General features: G+C 39.4%; 15 protein-coding genes. 2 read left to right on the forward strand and 13 right to left on the reverse strand.

All coding sequences use genetic code 11. The features are described from left to right. The first annotated feature begins 31 nt into the window (after window positions 1-31). Both nrdF and J2S05_RS07985 read left to right on the forward strand, forming a co-directional pair. Window positions 32-1,012, forward strand: a complete 981-nt coding sequence (gene nrdF, locus J2S05_RS07980; protein WP_306981623.1) for a class 1b ribonucleoside-diphosphate reductase subunit beta — start codon at window positions 32-34, stop codon at window positions 1,010-1,012. Window positions 1,013-1,066: 54 nt separating this feature from the next. Further along, window positions 1,067-1,687 carry a hypothetical protein gene (locus tag J2S05_RS07985; RefSeq protein WP_306981625.1) on the forward strand — a complete coding sequence of 207 codons (621 nt, stop codon included), beginning with the start codon at window positions 1,067-1,069 and terminating at the stop codon, window positions 1,685-1,687. A 73-nt stretch (window positions 1,688-1,760) separates the two neighbouring features. Here J2S05_RS07985 and J2S05_RS07990 read toward each other — a convergent pair whose 3' ends face one another. The 13 genes from J2S05_RS07990 to J2S05_RS08050 all read right to left on the reverse strand — a co-directional run bounded on the left by J2S05_RS07990 (window position 1,761) and on the right by J2S05_RS08050 (window position 17,312). Then, window positions 1,761-2,426, reverse strand: a complete 666-nt coding sequence (locus tag J2S05_RS07990) for a sunset domain-containing protein (RefSeq protein ID WP_306981626.1) — start codon at window positions 2,424-2,426, stop codon at window positions 1,761-1,763. Between the two features lie 217 nt (window positions 2,427-2,643). Continuing rightward, the gene (locus tag J2S05_RS07995; protein ID WP_306981628.1) at window positions 2,644-3,771 is read right to left on the reverse strand and encodes a M20 family metallopeptidase; all 1,128 of its coding nucleotides are present in this window, start codon (window positions 3,769-3,771) and stop codon (window positions 2,644-2,646) included. Between the two features lie 453 nt (window positions 3,772-4,224). After that, complete coding sequence (locus tag J2S05_RS08000; protein ID WP_306981630.1) at window positions 4,225-4,926, reverse strand: DUF977 family protein; 702 nt, start codon at window positions 4,924-4,926, stop codon at window positions 4,225-4,227. A 24-nt stretch (window positions 4,927-4,950) separates the two neighbouring features. Further along, window positions 4,951-6,531, reverse strand: a complete 1,581-nt coding sequence (locus tag J2S05_RS08005) for an ATP-binding protein (RefSeq protein ID WP_306981632.1) — start codon at window positions 6,529-6,531, stop codon at window positions 4,951-4,953. 538 nt (window positions 6,532-7,069) lie between these two features. After that, window positions 7,070-7,960 (reverse strand): NYN domain-containing protein, encoded by an 891-nt coding sequence (locus J2S05_RS08010; RefSeq protein WP_306981634.1) that lies wholly within the window; start codon window positions 7,958-7,960, stop codon window positions 7,070-7,072. Between the two features lie 188 nt (window positions 7,961-8,148). Beyond that, a complete protein-coding gene (locus J2S05_RS08015; RefSeq protein ID WP_306981636.1) occupies window positions 8,149-8,964 on the reverse strand; it encodes an aldo/keto reductase in 816 nt (271 codons plus the stop codon). Between the two features lie 152 nt (window positions 8,965-9,116). Next, window positions 9,117-10,547 (reverse strand): YfcC family protein, encoded by a 1,431-nt coding sequence (locus tag J2S05_RS08020; protein WP_306981638.1) that lies wholly within the window; start codon window positions 10,545-10,547, stop codon window positions 9,117-9,119. Window positions 10,548-10,834: 287 nt separating this feature from the next. Next, entirely contained in the window at window positions 10,835-12,535 is a 1,701-nt protein-coding gene (locus J2S05_RS08025) for an adenine deaminase C-terminal domain-containing protein (protein WP_306981640.1), read from the reverse strand. Window positions 12,536-12,556: 21 nt separating this feature from the next. After that, window positions 12,557-13,618: an ABC transporter ATP-binding protein gene (locus tag J2S05_RS08030; RefSeq protein ID WP_306981642.1), complete on the reverse strand. Its 1,062-nt coding sequence runs from the start codon at window positions 13,616-13,618 to the stop codon at window positions 12,557-12,559. Between the two features lie 16 nt (window positions 13,619-13,634). Further along, window positions 13,635-14,420 carry an ABC transporter permease gene (locus J2S05_RS08035; RefSeq protein WP_306981644.1) on the reverse strand — a complete coding sequence of 262 codons (786 nt, stop codon included), beginning with the start codon at window positions 14,418-14,420 and terminating at the stop codon, window positions 13,635-13,637. Window positions 14,421-14,426: 6 nt separating this feature from the next. After that, the gene (locus J2S05_RS08040) at window positions 14,427-15,248 is read right to left on the reverse strand and encodes an ABC transporter permease (RefSeq protein WP_306981646.1); all 822 of its coding nucleotides are present in this window, start codon (window positions 15,246-15,248) and stop codon (window positions 14,427-14,429) included. Next, window positions 15,245-16,192 carry a nucleoside hydrolase gene (locus J2S05_RS08045; RefSeq protein WP_306981648.1) on the reverse strand — a complete coding sequence of 316 codons (948 nt, stop codon included), beginning with the start codon at window positions 16,190-16,192 and terminating at the stop codon, window positions 15,245-15,247. Before J2S05_RS08045 ends, J2S05_RS08040 begins: the two co-directional genes overlap by 4 nt. A 67-nt stretch (window positions 16,193-16,259) precedes the next feature. Next, complete coding sequence (locus J2S05_RS08050) at window positions 16,260-17,312, reverse strand: ABC transporter substrate-binding protein (protein WP_306981650.1); 1,053 nt, start codon at window positions 17,310-17,312, stop codon at window positions 16,260-16,262. Window positions 17,313-17,333 lie beyond the last annotated feature (21 nt).

Here is a 17,333-nt window from a genome sequence, read left to right on the forward strand (position 1 = left end):
GTTAAGAGTAGGATAAAAGGAGATACAAATCATGAACAGAGTATTTGATGCAGCAAACTGGTCTAAGCACGAGGACGACTTTACCCAGATGTTCTACAATCAGAATGTTAAGCAATTTTGGCTTCCAGAGGAGGTTGCTTTAAACGGGGATCTTCTAACATGGAAGTACCTTGAGGATACAGAAAAGGATGCCTACATGAAGGTACTTGCCGGTTTGACTCTTCTTGACACAGAGCAAGGTAACACCGGTATGCCAATTATTGCTGACCATGTTGAAGGACACCAACGTAAGGCCGTGCTTAACTTTATGGCGATGATGGAGAACGCTGTTCATGCGAAATCATACAGTAATATCTTCATGACCCTGGCTCCAACAGAAACAATCAACGAAGCCTTTGATTGGGTAAAGGAAAATCGTTTCCTCCAAAAGAAAGCTCAATTAATTGTTGGTCTTTACGAAGACATTAAAGAAGGGGATGACATTTCGCTATTTAAAGGAATGGTTGCTTCCGTTTACCTTGAAAGCTTCCTTTTCTACAGTGGTTTCTATTACCCGCTTTATTTCTACGGACAAGGAAAATTAATGCAAAGCGGTGAGATTATTAACCTCATTCTTCGTGATGAAGCGATTCATGGAGTATACATAGGTCTACTTGCACAGGAGATCTACAATAAACAAACACCAGAAGTACAGCTTGAGCTACAAGCCTTTTCACTCGACCTGCTTAAGAAGTTATATGAAAATGAGCTTGCTTATACAGAGGATATTTATGATCAGGTTGGCTTATCTTACGATGTGAAGAAGTTTATTCGCTACAATGCAAATAAAGCATTAATGAACCTTGGATTTGATGCCTACTTTGAAGAAGAAGAAATCAACCCAATTATTTTAAACGGTCTTGATACGAAAACAAAATCTCATGATTTCTTCTCCATGAAAGGGAATGGATATAAGAAAGCTACAGTAGAACCTGTACGAGATGACGACTTTATTTTTGAAACGCAAGAGTAGGCTTAGGCCTCTCCTGCGTTTTACCTTTGTTACAGAAAGAAAGGATGATAACGTATGGGAAAAATGGACGAGCAAATATTAGTAGCGCCACGAGAAGCTGTATTTCAATCAGAATCACTTACATTCCAAGGCTTAAACGGGGAACAAGCACAAACAGATTCAATTATGAAACATATTAAAGATACATATAAGGAAATGCGTCGCGGGGATGCTGAGGAAGACCCTAGCTATAAGCAACCCATTCCTTATGTTGTCATTAGACGTGGATCTGAAGTCTTTGCCTATGAGCGATTAGCTGGAGGCGGAGAATCTAGACTTCACAATAAATTATCCCTTGGGTTCGGTGGACACATGAACCATATTGAAGCTGGAAGCTTTGATGAAGTTCTTCGCATCAACACAGACCGTGAACTCAACGAAGAATTACACCTCGCTGCAGATGACAAAGTATCCATTCAAACGATTGGTTTGATTAACGATGATGAATCTGAAGTAGGTCGTGTTCATATCGGCATCCTATCTGTATTAGATGTAACAGAACATGCTCAAGTTAAAGTAAAAGAGACAGAGCAAATTGCTGGTTACTGGATGAGCCTAGAGCAGCTGAGTAACAAAGATAATTATGATCGTATGGAGACATGGTCTCAATATGTAGTGGATCTATTAAATAACTAATTGAAACCATCCGTAACTAGAAAAAGATCAGCTCATTGTAGAATGAGCTGATCTTTTTTGTTTATGTGAGACATTATCTTTTTGGAGCACGGTATCCTGCATTTTCAGCCTCAGATTCTGAACAAAAATATTGAACCACATTTTTTGTGCGGTCATAATACGTACTTCCAGGAACATGATAGATTCCACTCTCGCTACCCTTTATCTCACAGCTTCCTTGATCTTCTGAGTTATCTTGACTTGTTTGATCTGACGTATTAGATTCCTGCGCACTTGATTGTCCTTCTTCACGTTCAGATTTAACTGCCTGAACCTCTTCTATTAACTCTTTCTTTTCATCTTCAAGTGAAGCAACTTTTTTTGTTAGCTCTTCTTTATCTTTTGTTAATTCTTCATTCTCCTCGTTTAACTCATCATTACTTGTAGAAAGGCTAGCCATTTCTTCTTCATTCTTAGTCACTTTTTCTTCTAATTCTTCAATGGATTCCTGACTTATTAATTCTTCTTCAAGATCATTGATCTTCTCTTCTGCTTCCATCACTTCTGCTGTCAACTGTTCGTTATCTTCCTGCAAATTCGCTATCTGTTGCTCTTGTTCCTGTGCTATAGCTTGGACTTCCTCTAGGCTTGGTCCACCAGAAACTTCCGATGAGTTGCCACACCCACTTAATATGAACATCACACTTAGCATCGCAACGAGTAACGATTTCCATGTTGGCTTTATTCTAGTTGTATACATTTTTTCTTTTCCCCTTCTCCTATGTATTAATACTTTTCTATCATAATGTGCCGGTTATTATATTCCTATAGTTTCGACAAAAGCTATCAATGATCGAGTAGATTTTCATAGAGGTGGTACTATGGCTCAAGGAACTTTCATATAAAAAGGACCGAACAATGATGCGTCAGACGACGTCATTGTTCGGTCCTTTTTGTGATAATAAGATTTTTTATAACTAAGCTAAGCGTTTGATTACGGCACCAAGTAATTCTGCTCTCTCAACTAACGTATCAATCTCAAGGTACTCGTCTTCGTTATGTTGATTGCCTCCCTTTGGACCTAATCCATCAACTGTTGCTATGCCCATTGCCGAGGTAAATGAAGCATCAGATCCTCCCCCAGTAGAGATATCTGTAATTGATAGTCCGATTTCTTTTCCTACCCCTTTGATTGTTTCAAGGAGCTCAATTGTTTGTGTGTTTTTCTCCATTGGGGGACGGGTAATACTCCCTTCAAGAGTAATAGACGTCCCATCCACGTCTGCTGTCGCACAAATCTCTTTGATTGCCTCTGCATGGGTTTCTGCTTGTTCCATTTTAGAAATTCGGATATCTACTTCTGCGTAAGCCGAGGGAGCAACGGTGTTAACGGAAGATCCTCCACTAATTAACCCCACATTCACACTCACTCCATTTTCATGGTCAGATAAAGCATGAAGTTTGATCGTCTTGTGCGACAGCTCTTCAATCGCACTACGACCTTTTTCAGGTTCAATACCAGAATGAGCAGCCTTTCCTTTTACTTCGAGTGTATATCTTCCTCCGCCTCTTCTTGAAGACACAAGAGAACCGTCTACTCTTGCTGGCTCCATAACTAAGGCATGCTTCATTCCTTGTGCCTGTGTTTCAATAAACTCACGGCCGACAGGTGCTCCTATTTCTTCGTCACTTGTGAAAACAATTTTTATTGACTTTAGTGCATCTGAATCTTCTGCCAACAGAGCTTTCACTGCATGCAGGGTAGTCACATGACTACCTTTCATATCAACGACTCCTGGACCATATGCTGTGCCATTTTTTATGGTAAAAGGTCTCTCAGAAGCCGTTCCTTCTGGAAAGACGGTATCCATATGAAGAAGGAGTAATATTGTTGGATCGGCACCTTTATGCATCACAACAAGCTGATCACCATATTCCTCTACCTTATGAATCGATGAAACTAATCCAATCTCTTCAAATTCTTTTTGTAGAATTTGAGCAACCTTGTCGACACCCGCTTTGTTATACGAACCACTGTCCGTATTGACGAGTCTTTCTAATAGATTAAGCATATTTTCCTTTTGACTTTCTAAATAGTGTTTCATTTCGTCTACACCTCACAAAATAGTATGTCCTTCAACAAGTGGGTAATGACAGGCCACTTGATATGATTCACTGCGGGCAAGTCACAAGCGATAAAAATAAATATTTATTGAAACTCCTTTTGTCATTTTACCATTAAGTTTTAAAGATGCGACTCCAGACTCATTAAATGTGGAGAGGATGAGGGCCTTAATACTATACTAACTTTACAAACAAAAAACACTGGAACCGAATTGGTCCCAGTGTCTACCCTATAATAAACTTAATGTAATCTTGATCCATCCAAAAATTGCTACCCACAGAGGCATACTTAGCAACGTGCCCCAGATGACTCCTTCAAATAGGTTACCTTCGTGCTCCATTTCTGCTCTCCCCCTTTTATAAGGAGTTTAGACAATTATATGCACTTCTATTCATAAAGTATTCGCTTTCATTTGGTAATTACCTTTATTTTTTTACGTAGGTTTATATATTTTTTCTGGCCGCCCTACCACGCCGTAGGATACGTCGCTTTGAGCATCTCCTCTATCAACTAAGGCTGCTAGATACCTCCTTGCTGTCGAACGGCTAACTCCGAGGGCTTCAACAACCAACTCGGTTGTCGCCTCCCCTCGATCTTGGATAAACTCCAAAATCTTTTGATACGTAATTTGATCAATCCCTTTGGCATATGGTTCAGACTGAGTGTCTACTTGAGCGGGTACGTTAAATAAACGATCAATCGCCTCTTGATTGAGTTCCTTCTTGTTCGTTGACCAGTTCGTAATATCAGATCGGAATTTCTTATACCGAGAAAGCATATCTTTAAATCGCTGAAAAATTAATGGCTTCGTTAAATAATCAAATACTCCGTATCTAAGAGCCTCCACAATCATACCAACATCTTTCTCAGCACTGATCATAATTACATCAATATGGGAATAGGTTGCTTTTAATTCTGGGAGGAATTCTACTCCATTCATATCAGGAAGATAAATATCCAAAATCACAAGCTGAGGTTCAAGCATCTCAAGTAACGTATCAGTCTCTTCTCTAGAAGTGGCTATGCCTATGACCCTAAACCCATCTACTTTCTCAACAAATCGTCTATTTATCTCTGCTACTCTGACGTCATCTTCAACGATTAAGACATCAATTAGTTTTGCATCGTTAGCCATATCCAAACTCCTTTTTTAAAAATGCTACCTTTTAGATGGAATGGTCACCTGTATGTTAGTAACCGCGTCTAGGTCTTTAACAAGTTGAATAGACCCTTGCACTTCATCCAGCATATTCTGAATAATGGTCATACCATAGCCGTGGTTTGTTTGATTCTTTGTAGAATACCCTGTTTCAAACAGACTTTCAAATGGAATGCTTCCAAATCCAATGCCCCAATCTTTAACCGTCACACTTATTGATTCTTTTGTTTGTGTAAATGAGATAGCGATCTTTTTACTTTCCGCTTCGGGTTTAAGAACTGACTCCATCGCGTTGTCCAGGAGATTCCCTGTGATGGTGATGACGGGGCGCCTCTGATCATCACGAAGAGTGACCTCGTGATCTGGGAGTTCTATCAAACAATCAATGCCTTTCTCTTCTGCCTGATGTTGTTTTCCTATCAATAAGGATTGTAACCATGCATCGATGTGGTTGTACTTCAGTGTTTGTGTCCTATTTGTCTGTACTTGAGATTCTTCTTCAATATAATCGATGGCTTCTTGATATGATTCCAATTGAAGGAGTCCTGATAAGACATATAGCTTATTTGAAAATTCATGTGTTTGAGCGCGCAAGGCATCCGCATAATCCTTTGTTTGTCCGAGTCGCTCTGTCAATTCAATAAAATCAGATGTATCTCTAAGACTAATTACCGTTCCTAACCATTCATTTTCCGAGTTCCAGATCGGGACCTTATGAACAACTAACCCTTTAGCCATCAAAATAGTTGCTTGCTTCTGTTCAGAGGGTTCTACCTGCTCTAATAATTGATGAAGTACTAATGTATTGTCCTCATTAGGGAGATCCCTTCCTAAAAAGTCTGTCTCAGCCGGAAGCTTCAATAAACTTTTTGCACGTCCGTTCAGTAATGTAATATCTCCATTTTGGTTGAAGGCAACTAACCCTTCTCCAATGGATTCAACAATCGCTTGTTTCTCTTGATAAAGTCGACCAATTTCTTTTGGTTCCATTCCCAGGGTCGCGCGCTTTAAACTCCTCGTAATAAAAACGGTTCCAATTAATCCGATTCCTAGAGTGATTAACCCGATTAGAAGCACTGTCCTTTCATACGTCTGAGCTGTCGCCTCAATTCCTTCAGCAAGAAATCCGACCGACACAAAACCAATAATTTCTTCATTATCTCTAATAGGAACTTTGCCTCTTACTGAAAGACCCAGTGAACCTTCAGCTTTTGAAATGATCGAGCGACCCTCTTGCAATACAGGATCGTTATCGCCTCCTACTGAGGGCAAACCGACACGAGATGCATTAGGGTGATAGTATCGTATGCCATCTTGATCAGCAATCGTAATAAATTCTGCACCACTCGTATTAAAAATCGCCGATGCAGTTTGATTCATTGCTTCGGCAGGGTTGTCAGAGTTAAACGCATCAATAATTGTTTGATTCAGCGCAATCGTCTCTGCCATATCTACAGCTCTATGGCCAACTTCTTTTTCTAAAGCATCTTCTATAATTCTTTGAAAAGAGACACCTAATATAGAAATAATAGCAACTATTAAAAGAACAATGAAAAGCACTAATTTATATTGAAATTTCATATCTACTACTCTCCATTCAGAGGATAACCTATTCTATAAGTTTAACATTACAACACGAAAAAAAGGAGAGTACCCACTTGGTATGGGACTCTCCTTTTTCTAAACCATCCTGACCATTACATGGTCAACCGTGCATGAGCAGGTGGTTCATTTTGCTGCAGTGAACTGCAGCCATGTTAAGCCTTATACAATCAACTTTCATTGAACCACCTCCTTTCGATTACGTTTATTATACTGAAAGCAAGTCCACTTTGTAAAGTCTTATTTTTCAGAATTATTATATTAATTAAGATAAATTTAATTTAATGGTTTAGAATCCTACCATCGCGGGAAGTCTTTATAATAAGATCAAAAAGTAAGAAATAATCTTCTTTCTGATTTAAGCAAAATAAAAAAGACAAGGTATCGTCCCTGTCTTTGTAACGTATGAGCTTAACGTACTAAATGTTTAGCGAATCGTTTGTAACGAATAATTTACCTGTACCCCTATAATATGAAACTATCGGGGCGAAGTCAACTATTTATTCGAGAAGTTCTATCATTTTCTGACAGAACCAGCCTCACTCAAGGGCGTAACCATGTTACGTCCTTTTTCTGTTAATGCCAAGCTAGGCTTGACTTCTCCAGTACTTAGATCCTTATTAATCGTACCAATTAACTTTCTAACCTTTAATAAATCAATTAATTCACTAGCGGAATTTGCCGGAATAGAGAACTTAAGAGAGTATTGGTTTCTAAGCCAAGGTGCACCAAGATACAAATCGCTATCTCCGTATTTCTTCTCCCACTCATCAATAAATTGTAAAGACTGATCTACATATGCATCTAATTCATATTCTTGTTCTTCTAATTTCAAAAAGTCACCTAGATCTTCACTGTGATGAGAATAATTTGTAATATCTGTATGTTTTGGTGCTGCATCCGATAAGTAAAATAATTCTACTCTTTTTCCTTTATACATAAGGCGACTCATTATTGGTACCATATCGCTATCCGCGGTCACAAATACATAACAAGATATACTTTCATCTTTGAAGGTGCTTTCAATTGCATCTATACATAGTTCGATATCTGAAGAATTTTTTCTTGAATCCCCATCTTTATCATTTGAGTACACATGTTTAATTTGAATACGTTGTTTTTGCAAATCCGTCAGACTAGACCGAATTCGTTGAAAATCTGCATACGCACGGAATGTACGGACTCGATCCTGACCATATCTCTCCCATAAGCATTGAAATAGGTTCTTGCTCTTTTCCTCATGATTTGGATTATGGTTATATCTGTTCATTAACGTCCAATACACATTATCATAATCAACAAAAATGGCCACATTATCATCAGATAATTGTGAGTCATGTGTTGAATGAAGGAGTGCATCTAATTTTTGTATGAATTGCTCATTAATCTCTTCTTTCCTATGATCCATTAAAGATGCTCCCTTCTCTCTCTTTATTGTACGATACTTTTTAATTGAAACCTATTCAAACCCATCAGTCATACATCATTCCGTATAACTCGACTATTTCCGAGGAAATGAGCTCGATCATTATACTTTTAATTCTTGCCAACAAAGATAAAGTAGATACCTACAAGGATGGCATGGTGTCCACTTTATCAGCCATGAACGCCTCTATCTTCATTCAATTGAGAAATTCCCTTCATTTCATCCTCTGTTAATTCAAAATCAAAAATATCGGCATTTGACTCAATTCTTTCTTCTTTACTAGACTTAGGAATCGGAATGATGCCTCGTTGAATATTCCAACGCAAAATGATTTGAGCTGTATCTTTATTATAATGATCTGCCAGTTCTTGAAGGTATGGATGTTCAGTTAATCTTCCTCGCATAAGAGGAGACCAAGATTCCAAGACAATGTGATGCTTTTGACAATATTGTTGAAGTTTCTCTTGAGAGAGAATGGGGTGTAATTCAACTTGGTTCAGCACTGGTTTAATTGTAGCGGTCTTAAAAAGACGTTCGAGACCGTCCTGAGAGAAGTTACTTACTCCTAACGACTTTATTTTACCCTCTTCAACCAATTCTTCAAGCGCGCGCCAACTATCTGCATTTTCCTCTTCTGTTCCTGGCCAATGGATAAGGACTAAATTAATGGTGTTCAAACCTAACTTTGCATGGCTAGCAAGTACAGCCTGTCTCGTTTTCTCATAGCCAAGTTCTGTTTTCCATACTTTTGTTGTAATATAAATCTCTTCTTCTGGAATTCCTTGAACAACCATCTCACGAATTGCCTCTCCAACTGCTTCCTCATTTTCATACATTGCAGCTGTATCAATCAAGCGATACCCCAAACGGAGCGCTTTATGGACAGAAAGCGATGTTTCTTTGTCCGTCATCTTATATACTCCAAGCCCAAAGACAGGGATCTCAGTTTCGTCATTTAGTTTGATCGTTGATTGAAGTGATGTCATTATTTATGCCTCCTGATCTATATCTGTTACCCTTTACATACCCGATATTTCAAAACAGTAACTCAATTACCTACTATTCAATAAATAAAAGAAAATCCCTGCACAAAAAAGACACTAAGCGCTTTTCGCCTAACGTCTCGGAAAGTTATATATTACCCTGTCCAACCTGTTACCTGTGCGTAAATTAAGAACACTGTACCTACTAACATATAGATGACAAATAAGGGGATGAAAAAGCGTACCCACTTACTCCAACTAACACCCGCTACGACAAGAGCTGCCATAAAGTACCCCGATGTTGGGAAGAGGATATGCGCAAAGCCATCACCGAACTGAAAGGCTAAAATAGCCGTTTGGCGTGTCACACCTACAATATCAGCAAGAGGTGCCATAATTGGCATCGTCACTAATGCTTGCCCGCTTCCTGATGGAATAAAAAAGTTAATGACAAGCTGCACAACCATCATTCCTAATGCAGTCAGTGTACTTGGCAGTTGGCCTACGATTGAACCTAATCCAAATACAATTGAATCCATTATTTGTCCGTCCTCAAGAACGATCGCAACGGATCGGGCAATTCCGATAATGATTGCACCCATTAATACCTCTCGGAACCCTTCTGTAAATGCTTCGCAAATTTTCGTGATCGATAACCCTGCGATCATGCCAACGATCGTACCCATGAAGATAAACAATCCCGACATCTCCAACATAAACCATCCTAGCTGTGTGACACCATAAACCACAATTACAAAAAAGATAGGCAATGTGGAGATCGCAGCCATTTGCCTCTTATTCATTTGTTTAGCTGGTAGCTGCAATGCATCCTTAAAAGTAAGTCGTTTTTCTTCATCTTCTGTATACGTGAAGCTTTTCTCTGGATTTGCTTTTATGCGTCTTGCGTAACGCATAACATACAAACTTCCTATTAAAACAATGGTGATAAGAACAACAACTCTTAGTCCAAATCCTGAATACGTATCTAGTCCTGCAATTTGTTGTGAGATTCCAACTGTACCAGGATTCATGACTCCTGCTGTAAAACCTAATGCAGTAGAAATTAAAGCAATCGCTGTTGCTGTCATGGAATCATAGCCTAAGGAAACGCATAAAGGGATAAGAACAGGTATGTATACCAAAGCAAGCTCCGGAGTCCCAATGGTTGTCGCAACAGTCGCAAAAACAGTAATGAGAACAGGTATTATAAGAATACTCTGTTTTTTGAATTTGCGTGCAAGCCTATCGACTCCAATCTCGATAATCTCTGTGCGTCGCAACACCATAAACATGCCGCCAATAATAAAGGTAAAAAAGATAATTTCACTTGCATCTGACATCCCACGAGGAATAGCCAACATAAAATCCATGAAAGATAATGGAGTTGCTTCTATTTCGGTGAATGAGTCAGGATTGATTGACTCCCTTCCATTTGGACCTTCTACTCTTTCAAATGTACCTGCTGGAATGATATAAGTTAAAATCGCGGAAACACCACTTATTAGAAATAAGAGTACATAAATATGTGGCATGTTCCAGCCATTCTTCTTTTTTACTGTTGTTGAAACCTGCTTTTCTGGTTCCATCCTCACACCCCTTTACGCATAATAGGGTTCATTTTAGCGCAGGTCTTACGAATGTGCATTGTGCACTTTAACCAAAGGAAGAGGGTCAGATTAGCATTTAAATAAAATCACTACGTATAGCCCTAATAGGACCCTTAATACTTGCCAGATCACTCGTAAGGTAATATTACAAAGGAATATTCTAAAAGTAAGGTAAGGAATGATAGCCTACATCTCTTCGGTCTTAAAAAGAAAATGAATCGTACAAAAAAAGGAGCGGAATCATCCGCTCCTTTCTTATCCTTCTATTACTCCACTATTAATGGAACTACCTTACCTGCATTCACATCAATTAAACCGTGATCTGTAATTTTCAAAGCTGGACTTACCGGTAATGATAGTGTACTCAACGACATAATTGGATTATAGTGCTTATATCCAAGCTCTCGTAATGCTGCACATAACTTATTCACACGCTTAGCTAGTTCTTCAAGCGGCTCTTCGGTTAAGATACCACCTACTGGCAAAGGCACTTTCGCTTGTACCTTTCCTTCCCATACAACACAAATTCCACCCTGCATTGCAATTACTTCATTTGCAGCCTGTTTCATATCCTCTGTGTTTTCGCCTACAACAAGTAAGTTATGATTATCATGAGAGTAAGTGGTTGCCACTGCACCATGCTTAATGATGTCACCTGTGATCAAACCATGGGCACGTGTGCCACCTTTACCATATCGCTCAAATGTAGCAATCAATAAATGCTCCGTTTCCTGCCATTGCAAAGCACCCGAACGAACATTTATTGTTTCATGAACTTCAGCTGTGAACGTAGACCCATCCTGCACTTTCATGATTCGGGTCTTATAGCTACCATCTACTTTATCCACATTTACTTTAAAATCATTGTCAGTCAGTAAATCTAGCTTCACGCTTTGATAAAAGGACGCTGGAAATTGCTTGTTTTCAGCTACTGCTCCTGCGTCAGGTTTCATTAAGATACCTGTTTTATAAACAGCAGTTAGGTCAAACTGCTCTATATTAGAAAGCAAACAAAAGTCCGCTATTTTCCCTGGAGCAATGACACCTCTGTCATGCATACGCATCCGTTTTGCTGGTGTAAACGTACTTGCATAGATGACATCCTCTGGTTTCATCCCCATTCTCATCGCTTTTTTTACAATTTGGTTTAAGTGACCACGTTCTGCGAGTGTATCTGCCATTACATCGTCTGTGATAAAGCAGAAGTGCTCACTCACATCCTGCTCACTTAAATAGTTCATGATCTCAGGAGTCATGGATTTCTCTTGAATTTCAATAAACATTCCAGCTTCAATCCGAGCCTTAAGTCCTTCAATCGTCTGATGAGTGTGATCAGAATCAACACCCGCAAAGATCATTTGATGCAGGTCTGTATCAAGCAGCTTAGGGACATGTCCTTCAATAATGGTCTCAGGATAATGAGTTCTCATATGCTGAAGGATTTTTTTTGTTTTATTCTCTTCATCTGAGATGACATCAACATAATTCATAATTTCACCTAAGCAGATGATGTTCTCAGTAGCCATTAATTTGTCGATATCCTCAATCTCAATCGATCCACCCGTTGTTTCCATGGATGTAGCTGGTACAGAGCTAGGAATGGAATAGAACATGTCCACTTCACAGCTTTCACTTGCCCGAATCATTTCCGTTACTCCATCTACACCAAACACATTTGCCATCTCATGGGGTTCTGGAACAATGGTTGTCACGCCATTTTGAATTAATGCCTTTGAAAACGTTGCTGGTGTAACCATCGTACTTTCGATGTGTAGATGAATATCAATTAATCCTGGAACCATGTATAGTCCCTGACCATCCAATCGTTCCTGAGCGTCAAAGAAACGTGCATCCTGCTCACCAATATAGAGAAAGCGACCGTCTTTTATTGCGACATTTGCTTGCTTAAAGCTTTTCTCATAACTATTAAATACCTTTACTTGTTCAATCAGTGTATCTATCTGCATGATCGATAAGTCCCTCCAATATTAATCAACAAGCACAAGCTTTTCTTTAGGGAATTGAACCGTAACCTGTTCACCCGATGTAAAGACCTGTTCTGCACTCTGGTTAATCGTGAAATCACCAAGCGCTGTGTTGACAACATATTGATGGCTTCTTCCCAAGAATGTACTAACAGTGATACGACCGTTCACTTGGTTAGGGCTTAACAAGTCTCCTTTATGAGGTAGAATCGTTAGGTAATCAGGGCGAATCGCACCTGTCATACTTGTTTCGCTCGCAGCCTGCTTAGCATCAGCAACATGAAATTCCATTCCATCTACTGTCATCACATAGCCGCCTTCAGCTACTTTTTTATCTGTGAATGTAATGAAATTCTTAAATCCAATAAAGTCAGCAATAAAGCGTGTTTTTGGATACGAGTAAATGGTTGATGGCTGATCAAGCTGCTCGATCACACCCTTGTTCATAATTGCTACTTGATCAGAAATGGAGAAGCACTCCTCTTGATCATGTGATACATAAACGGTTGTAATACCCAACTCTTGCTGAATGCGGCGGATTTCAACACGCATACTTTCTCGTAAGTTTGCATCCAGGTTACTTAATGGCTCATCAAACAATAACAAATCTGGCTTAATGACAAGGGCTCTCGCAATCGCTACACGTTGCTTCTGTCCACCCGACAATTCTTGTGGAAAACGTTTCTCATACCCTGAAAGGTTCACAATTTCTAGCATTTCTTGAACGAGTTTTTTTGTTTCAGCCGATGTTTTTTTACGAAGTCTTAAGCCAAAAGCCACATTATCAAAAACAGACATGTGAGGAAATAAAGCATAGTTCTGAAACACAAACCCAAAGTTACGTTTGCTAACAGGAACACGGGTATAATCTTTGTCTTTGAATGTAAAGCGTCCTTCCTTTGCTTCAAGAAAACCTGCAATTAAACGTAACGTTGTTGTTTTTCCACAACCACTTGGTCCAAGCAAAGAAACTAACTTTCCTTCTTCTATATCAAGGTGGAAATCCTTCAGAATATCTTGCTTCTGATAGGCCACTGCAATTTGATCTAATGTAAGTAATGCCATTGTTAATAGCCTCCAATTATCGTTTAGTGAAGTACGCAATTCCCATCAATCGTTCAATTAAGAACATCATACCTGCCGTTAGGATCATAAGTAATACGGATACTGCGGCGATCGTAGGATCAAAATAGTTCTCAACGTAAGTTAGCATTTGAATAGGCAACGTACTGAAACCTGGTCCCGTCATAAAGACTGAGATATCTACATTGTTAAATGATTCAAGAAAGGCAATCAGCACAGCTGCAATAATTCCTGAACGAATATTTGGCAGTACTATTTTAAAGAACGTTTCAACATGCCCTGCTCCTAAACTTAACGCTGCCTCTTCAATAGAAAAATCAAAGTTAGAGAGACTAGATGCGATAACCCGAATGATAAATGGCAACATGATAATGGTATGCCCAATAAACAAACCGACGTAAACAGGGATGCCATACGCTACGATGATATAGCGCAAAAACGTAAAACCAAGAACAATTCCAGGAATCAGCACGGGCGAGATAAAAATCGCATTTAACAGCTGCTTCCCTTTAAAGTCATAGCGACTTAATGCATAAGCTGCCGGAATACCAAGCAACAATGCCATTAAGTTCCCAGCAAGCGAAACTAATATAGAGATCTTAAATGTTTCTAAAAACATTGCGACCTTAAAAATGTTTTCATACCAATTTAATGAGAAGCCCTCTGGTGGAAATTTCAGCACACTGCCTGGTTCAAAGGAAGTGATCGAGATAATCACCAGTGGTCCGATCAAAAATGTAAAAACTAGAAATGTAACAAGGGATAAGACCCAGTTTTTTTTCATCGCTCACTACCCCCTTGGATTTAATTTCAGTGCGACTTTATTAATCACCATGACAAAAATAACGGTAACAGCAATCATAATAACACTCACAATTGATGCCACATGCCAATCATTTAACGTCACTGCATTCTGATACAGGAACGTTGATATGACTCGCTGATTTCCTCCGAGTAAGGCAGGAGTCGTATAGGCTGTGAAGCTACCTACAAAAACGAGTGTACAGCCGATCATTAATCCAGGTACACATAATGGGAGAAGAATCTTGCGGAAGATCGTCACTTTAGGCGCACCTAAGCTCTCAGCCGCCTCTAAAAGATTTCGATCCACATTCTCGAGCACACCTACAAGCGTGACAATCATTAATGGAAGAAACAGGTGTACAAGTCCGATATTCACAGCGAGTGGCGTATACATAATTTCAAGGGGTTCAGACCTAAGCCCTACTCCCATTAACACTTGATTCAACAGTCCATTTCGCCCAAGAATAATCATCCAACTAAATGACCGAACAACCGGGCTCACTAATAGTGGAAACACAGCAAGCAAAAGCATAATAGCCTTTGTTCGAGCGCGTAACCCCGAGATAAAATAAGCCGCAGGAAAACCTAAGATAATACAAACCAGCGTAGTGATCAGGCTCACACGTATGGTGGTGAATAAAATTTCCATAAAGTATTCATTTTGAAAAAAGTTCAAATAACCTTGAAAAGAAAAGCTTCCTGAATCTGTGAAAGTCGCCGCAAATGTTAAGGCAAGCGGAACGATAATAAACAAAGTTAAAAATAAAACACCTGGTAATAACAGGATATAGATGTATTTCTTCTTCACAATGATCCCTCCTGCGGTACGCTAATCGTGTGAACAAAAAGCTTTAGAAATGCCTCTGCATCAACTTCTAGACTTACATGTATGTTTGGTGTCTTTTGTAGTCTGTTCTGAAAATCACAGACCGTTTGTCCATCACATAAACGACTACTTGTTTCAATATCTACAGAAAGCAATGTTGTTTGAACAAGATCAGGATTAATGGCCACTGCTACAGCGAGTGGATCATGCATTGCGCATGCTTTAACCCCATTCCGTTCGATATATCGCGTCATATAATCTGACGTACTTTGTCTAATATAGGCTCCATACTTCGTATCATCTAACTGTTGCAAATGGTCTTCTGTTAATAGTGCTTTTCTTGTTACATCCAATCCCACCTGGGTCAACTTCTTAAAGCCAGCTTCAAATACAACTCTAGCCGCTTCCGGGTCAACATACATGTTATACTCTGCAACGGGTGTCACATTACCTGGGTCAGCTACAACCCCGCCCATAAATACGACTTCATCAATATATGAAGGCAACTCCGGACATTTTTTAATAGCTTCTGCCAAATTGGTTAATGGACCTGTCATGATAAAGCTTAAAGGTTGCGATGACGATTTAGCTAACTCAATCATATAATCAGGCGCATAGACGTTCTCCGGTTTCTTTGTAGGGTGAACATCCGCCAGAGCACCGCCAATCCCATCTGCCCCATGAATACGATGTTCAAAGTAAGAGCTTCGCTCGAGTGGCTGATTAGCCCCTGGTATGATCGGAATGGATGATGCACCGGTCATCTCAACAATCTTACACGTATTTAAAGTTGCCGTTTCAAGTGATACATTCCCGTTAACCGTTGTTATGGCTACGACATCCAATTCTTTTGAATGGATGGCAAGTATAATGCCCAGTGCATCATCCACACCTGTATCTACATCCAACAATACCTTTCGACTCATCACTTTCACTCCTAACAAAATACAGGCGCCCGAGTCTAACTCATCCGGCGCCTCTATACCATTTTTATTATTGTGCGATTTCCTGGTTCCAACGCTCAATCCAAGTTGATGATTGCTCGTTCACGTATTCCATATCCAATTGATGAAGACTCTCTACCACATCTTGGCCGTACGTGATACCCTCTGCTTCTTCGTCTGTTAATTCAACAGTTGTATTGACAGGAGAATCAATTTTCGCCTTAGCGGTTGTTGCTTGAATGTCTTGGCTCAGTTGAAAATTAATAAATTCTTCAGCTAGTTCTTTGTTTTCGCTACCTTCAACAATGTTGACTGTATTCATAACCGCATATCCGCCCTCTTCAGGTGTTACAAATTCAGCAGAAGGGATCGCTTCTTTTAGATCGTTGAAGTACATCTCCATAAATGGTCCACCTACAACTTCACCCTGAGAAAACATATTAACGAAATCTGACGTTTTGTCATATTCCTTCACTACATTTGGAACAAGCTCAGCCATCTGTGCAAAAGCAGCATCCTCATTAAAAGTATCTTGACCAGATACTTTTGAAGCTGCATCTAAGAACATTGGTCCCGTAGTAGATGTGATACCTGGAATCGTTAGGTTTTTAGCAAGACTCTCATCCCAAAGATCTGCCCAAGATGTAATATCCTGATCGACTGCATCAGCATTATAAGCAATACCAAATTGACCAATTGTATAAGCAGGACCATATTCTTCACCAAGCGGGGCTTGGGCTACTTCATATATTTCTTCTATATTAGGAATGTTACTACGATCAATCTCTGCAAATAATCCATCATTAATTGCTTGTTGTGCATAGTAATCAGACAAATACACGAGATCTACGTTAGCGGTACCTTGACGAATTTTATTTAATCGTTCAGCATTGTTCCCTACATCTAATACAATCTCAACATTATGCTCTTCTTCAAAAGGTGCATACACTTCTGCTCTAAAGAAATCTTCTGAAAATCCCCAAGTTGAAATAACTAATTTAGTTGGTGAACCGTTTGAACCTTGTGAATCATCGGACCCTCCACAAGCCGTTAATGCGGCAGCTGATAAAGCAACAAGCGTTGTTCCTAGTAATTTTTTCATTTGATTCCCTCCAAAATGGTT

It is taken from the genome of Alkalicoccobacillus murimartini (genome assembly GCF_030813245.1).
Lineage (GTDB): Bacteria > Bacillota > Bacilli > Bacillales > Bacillaceae_D > Alkalicoccobacillus > Alkalicoccobacillus murimartini.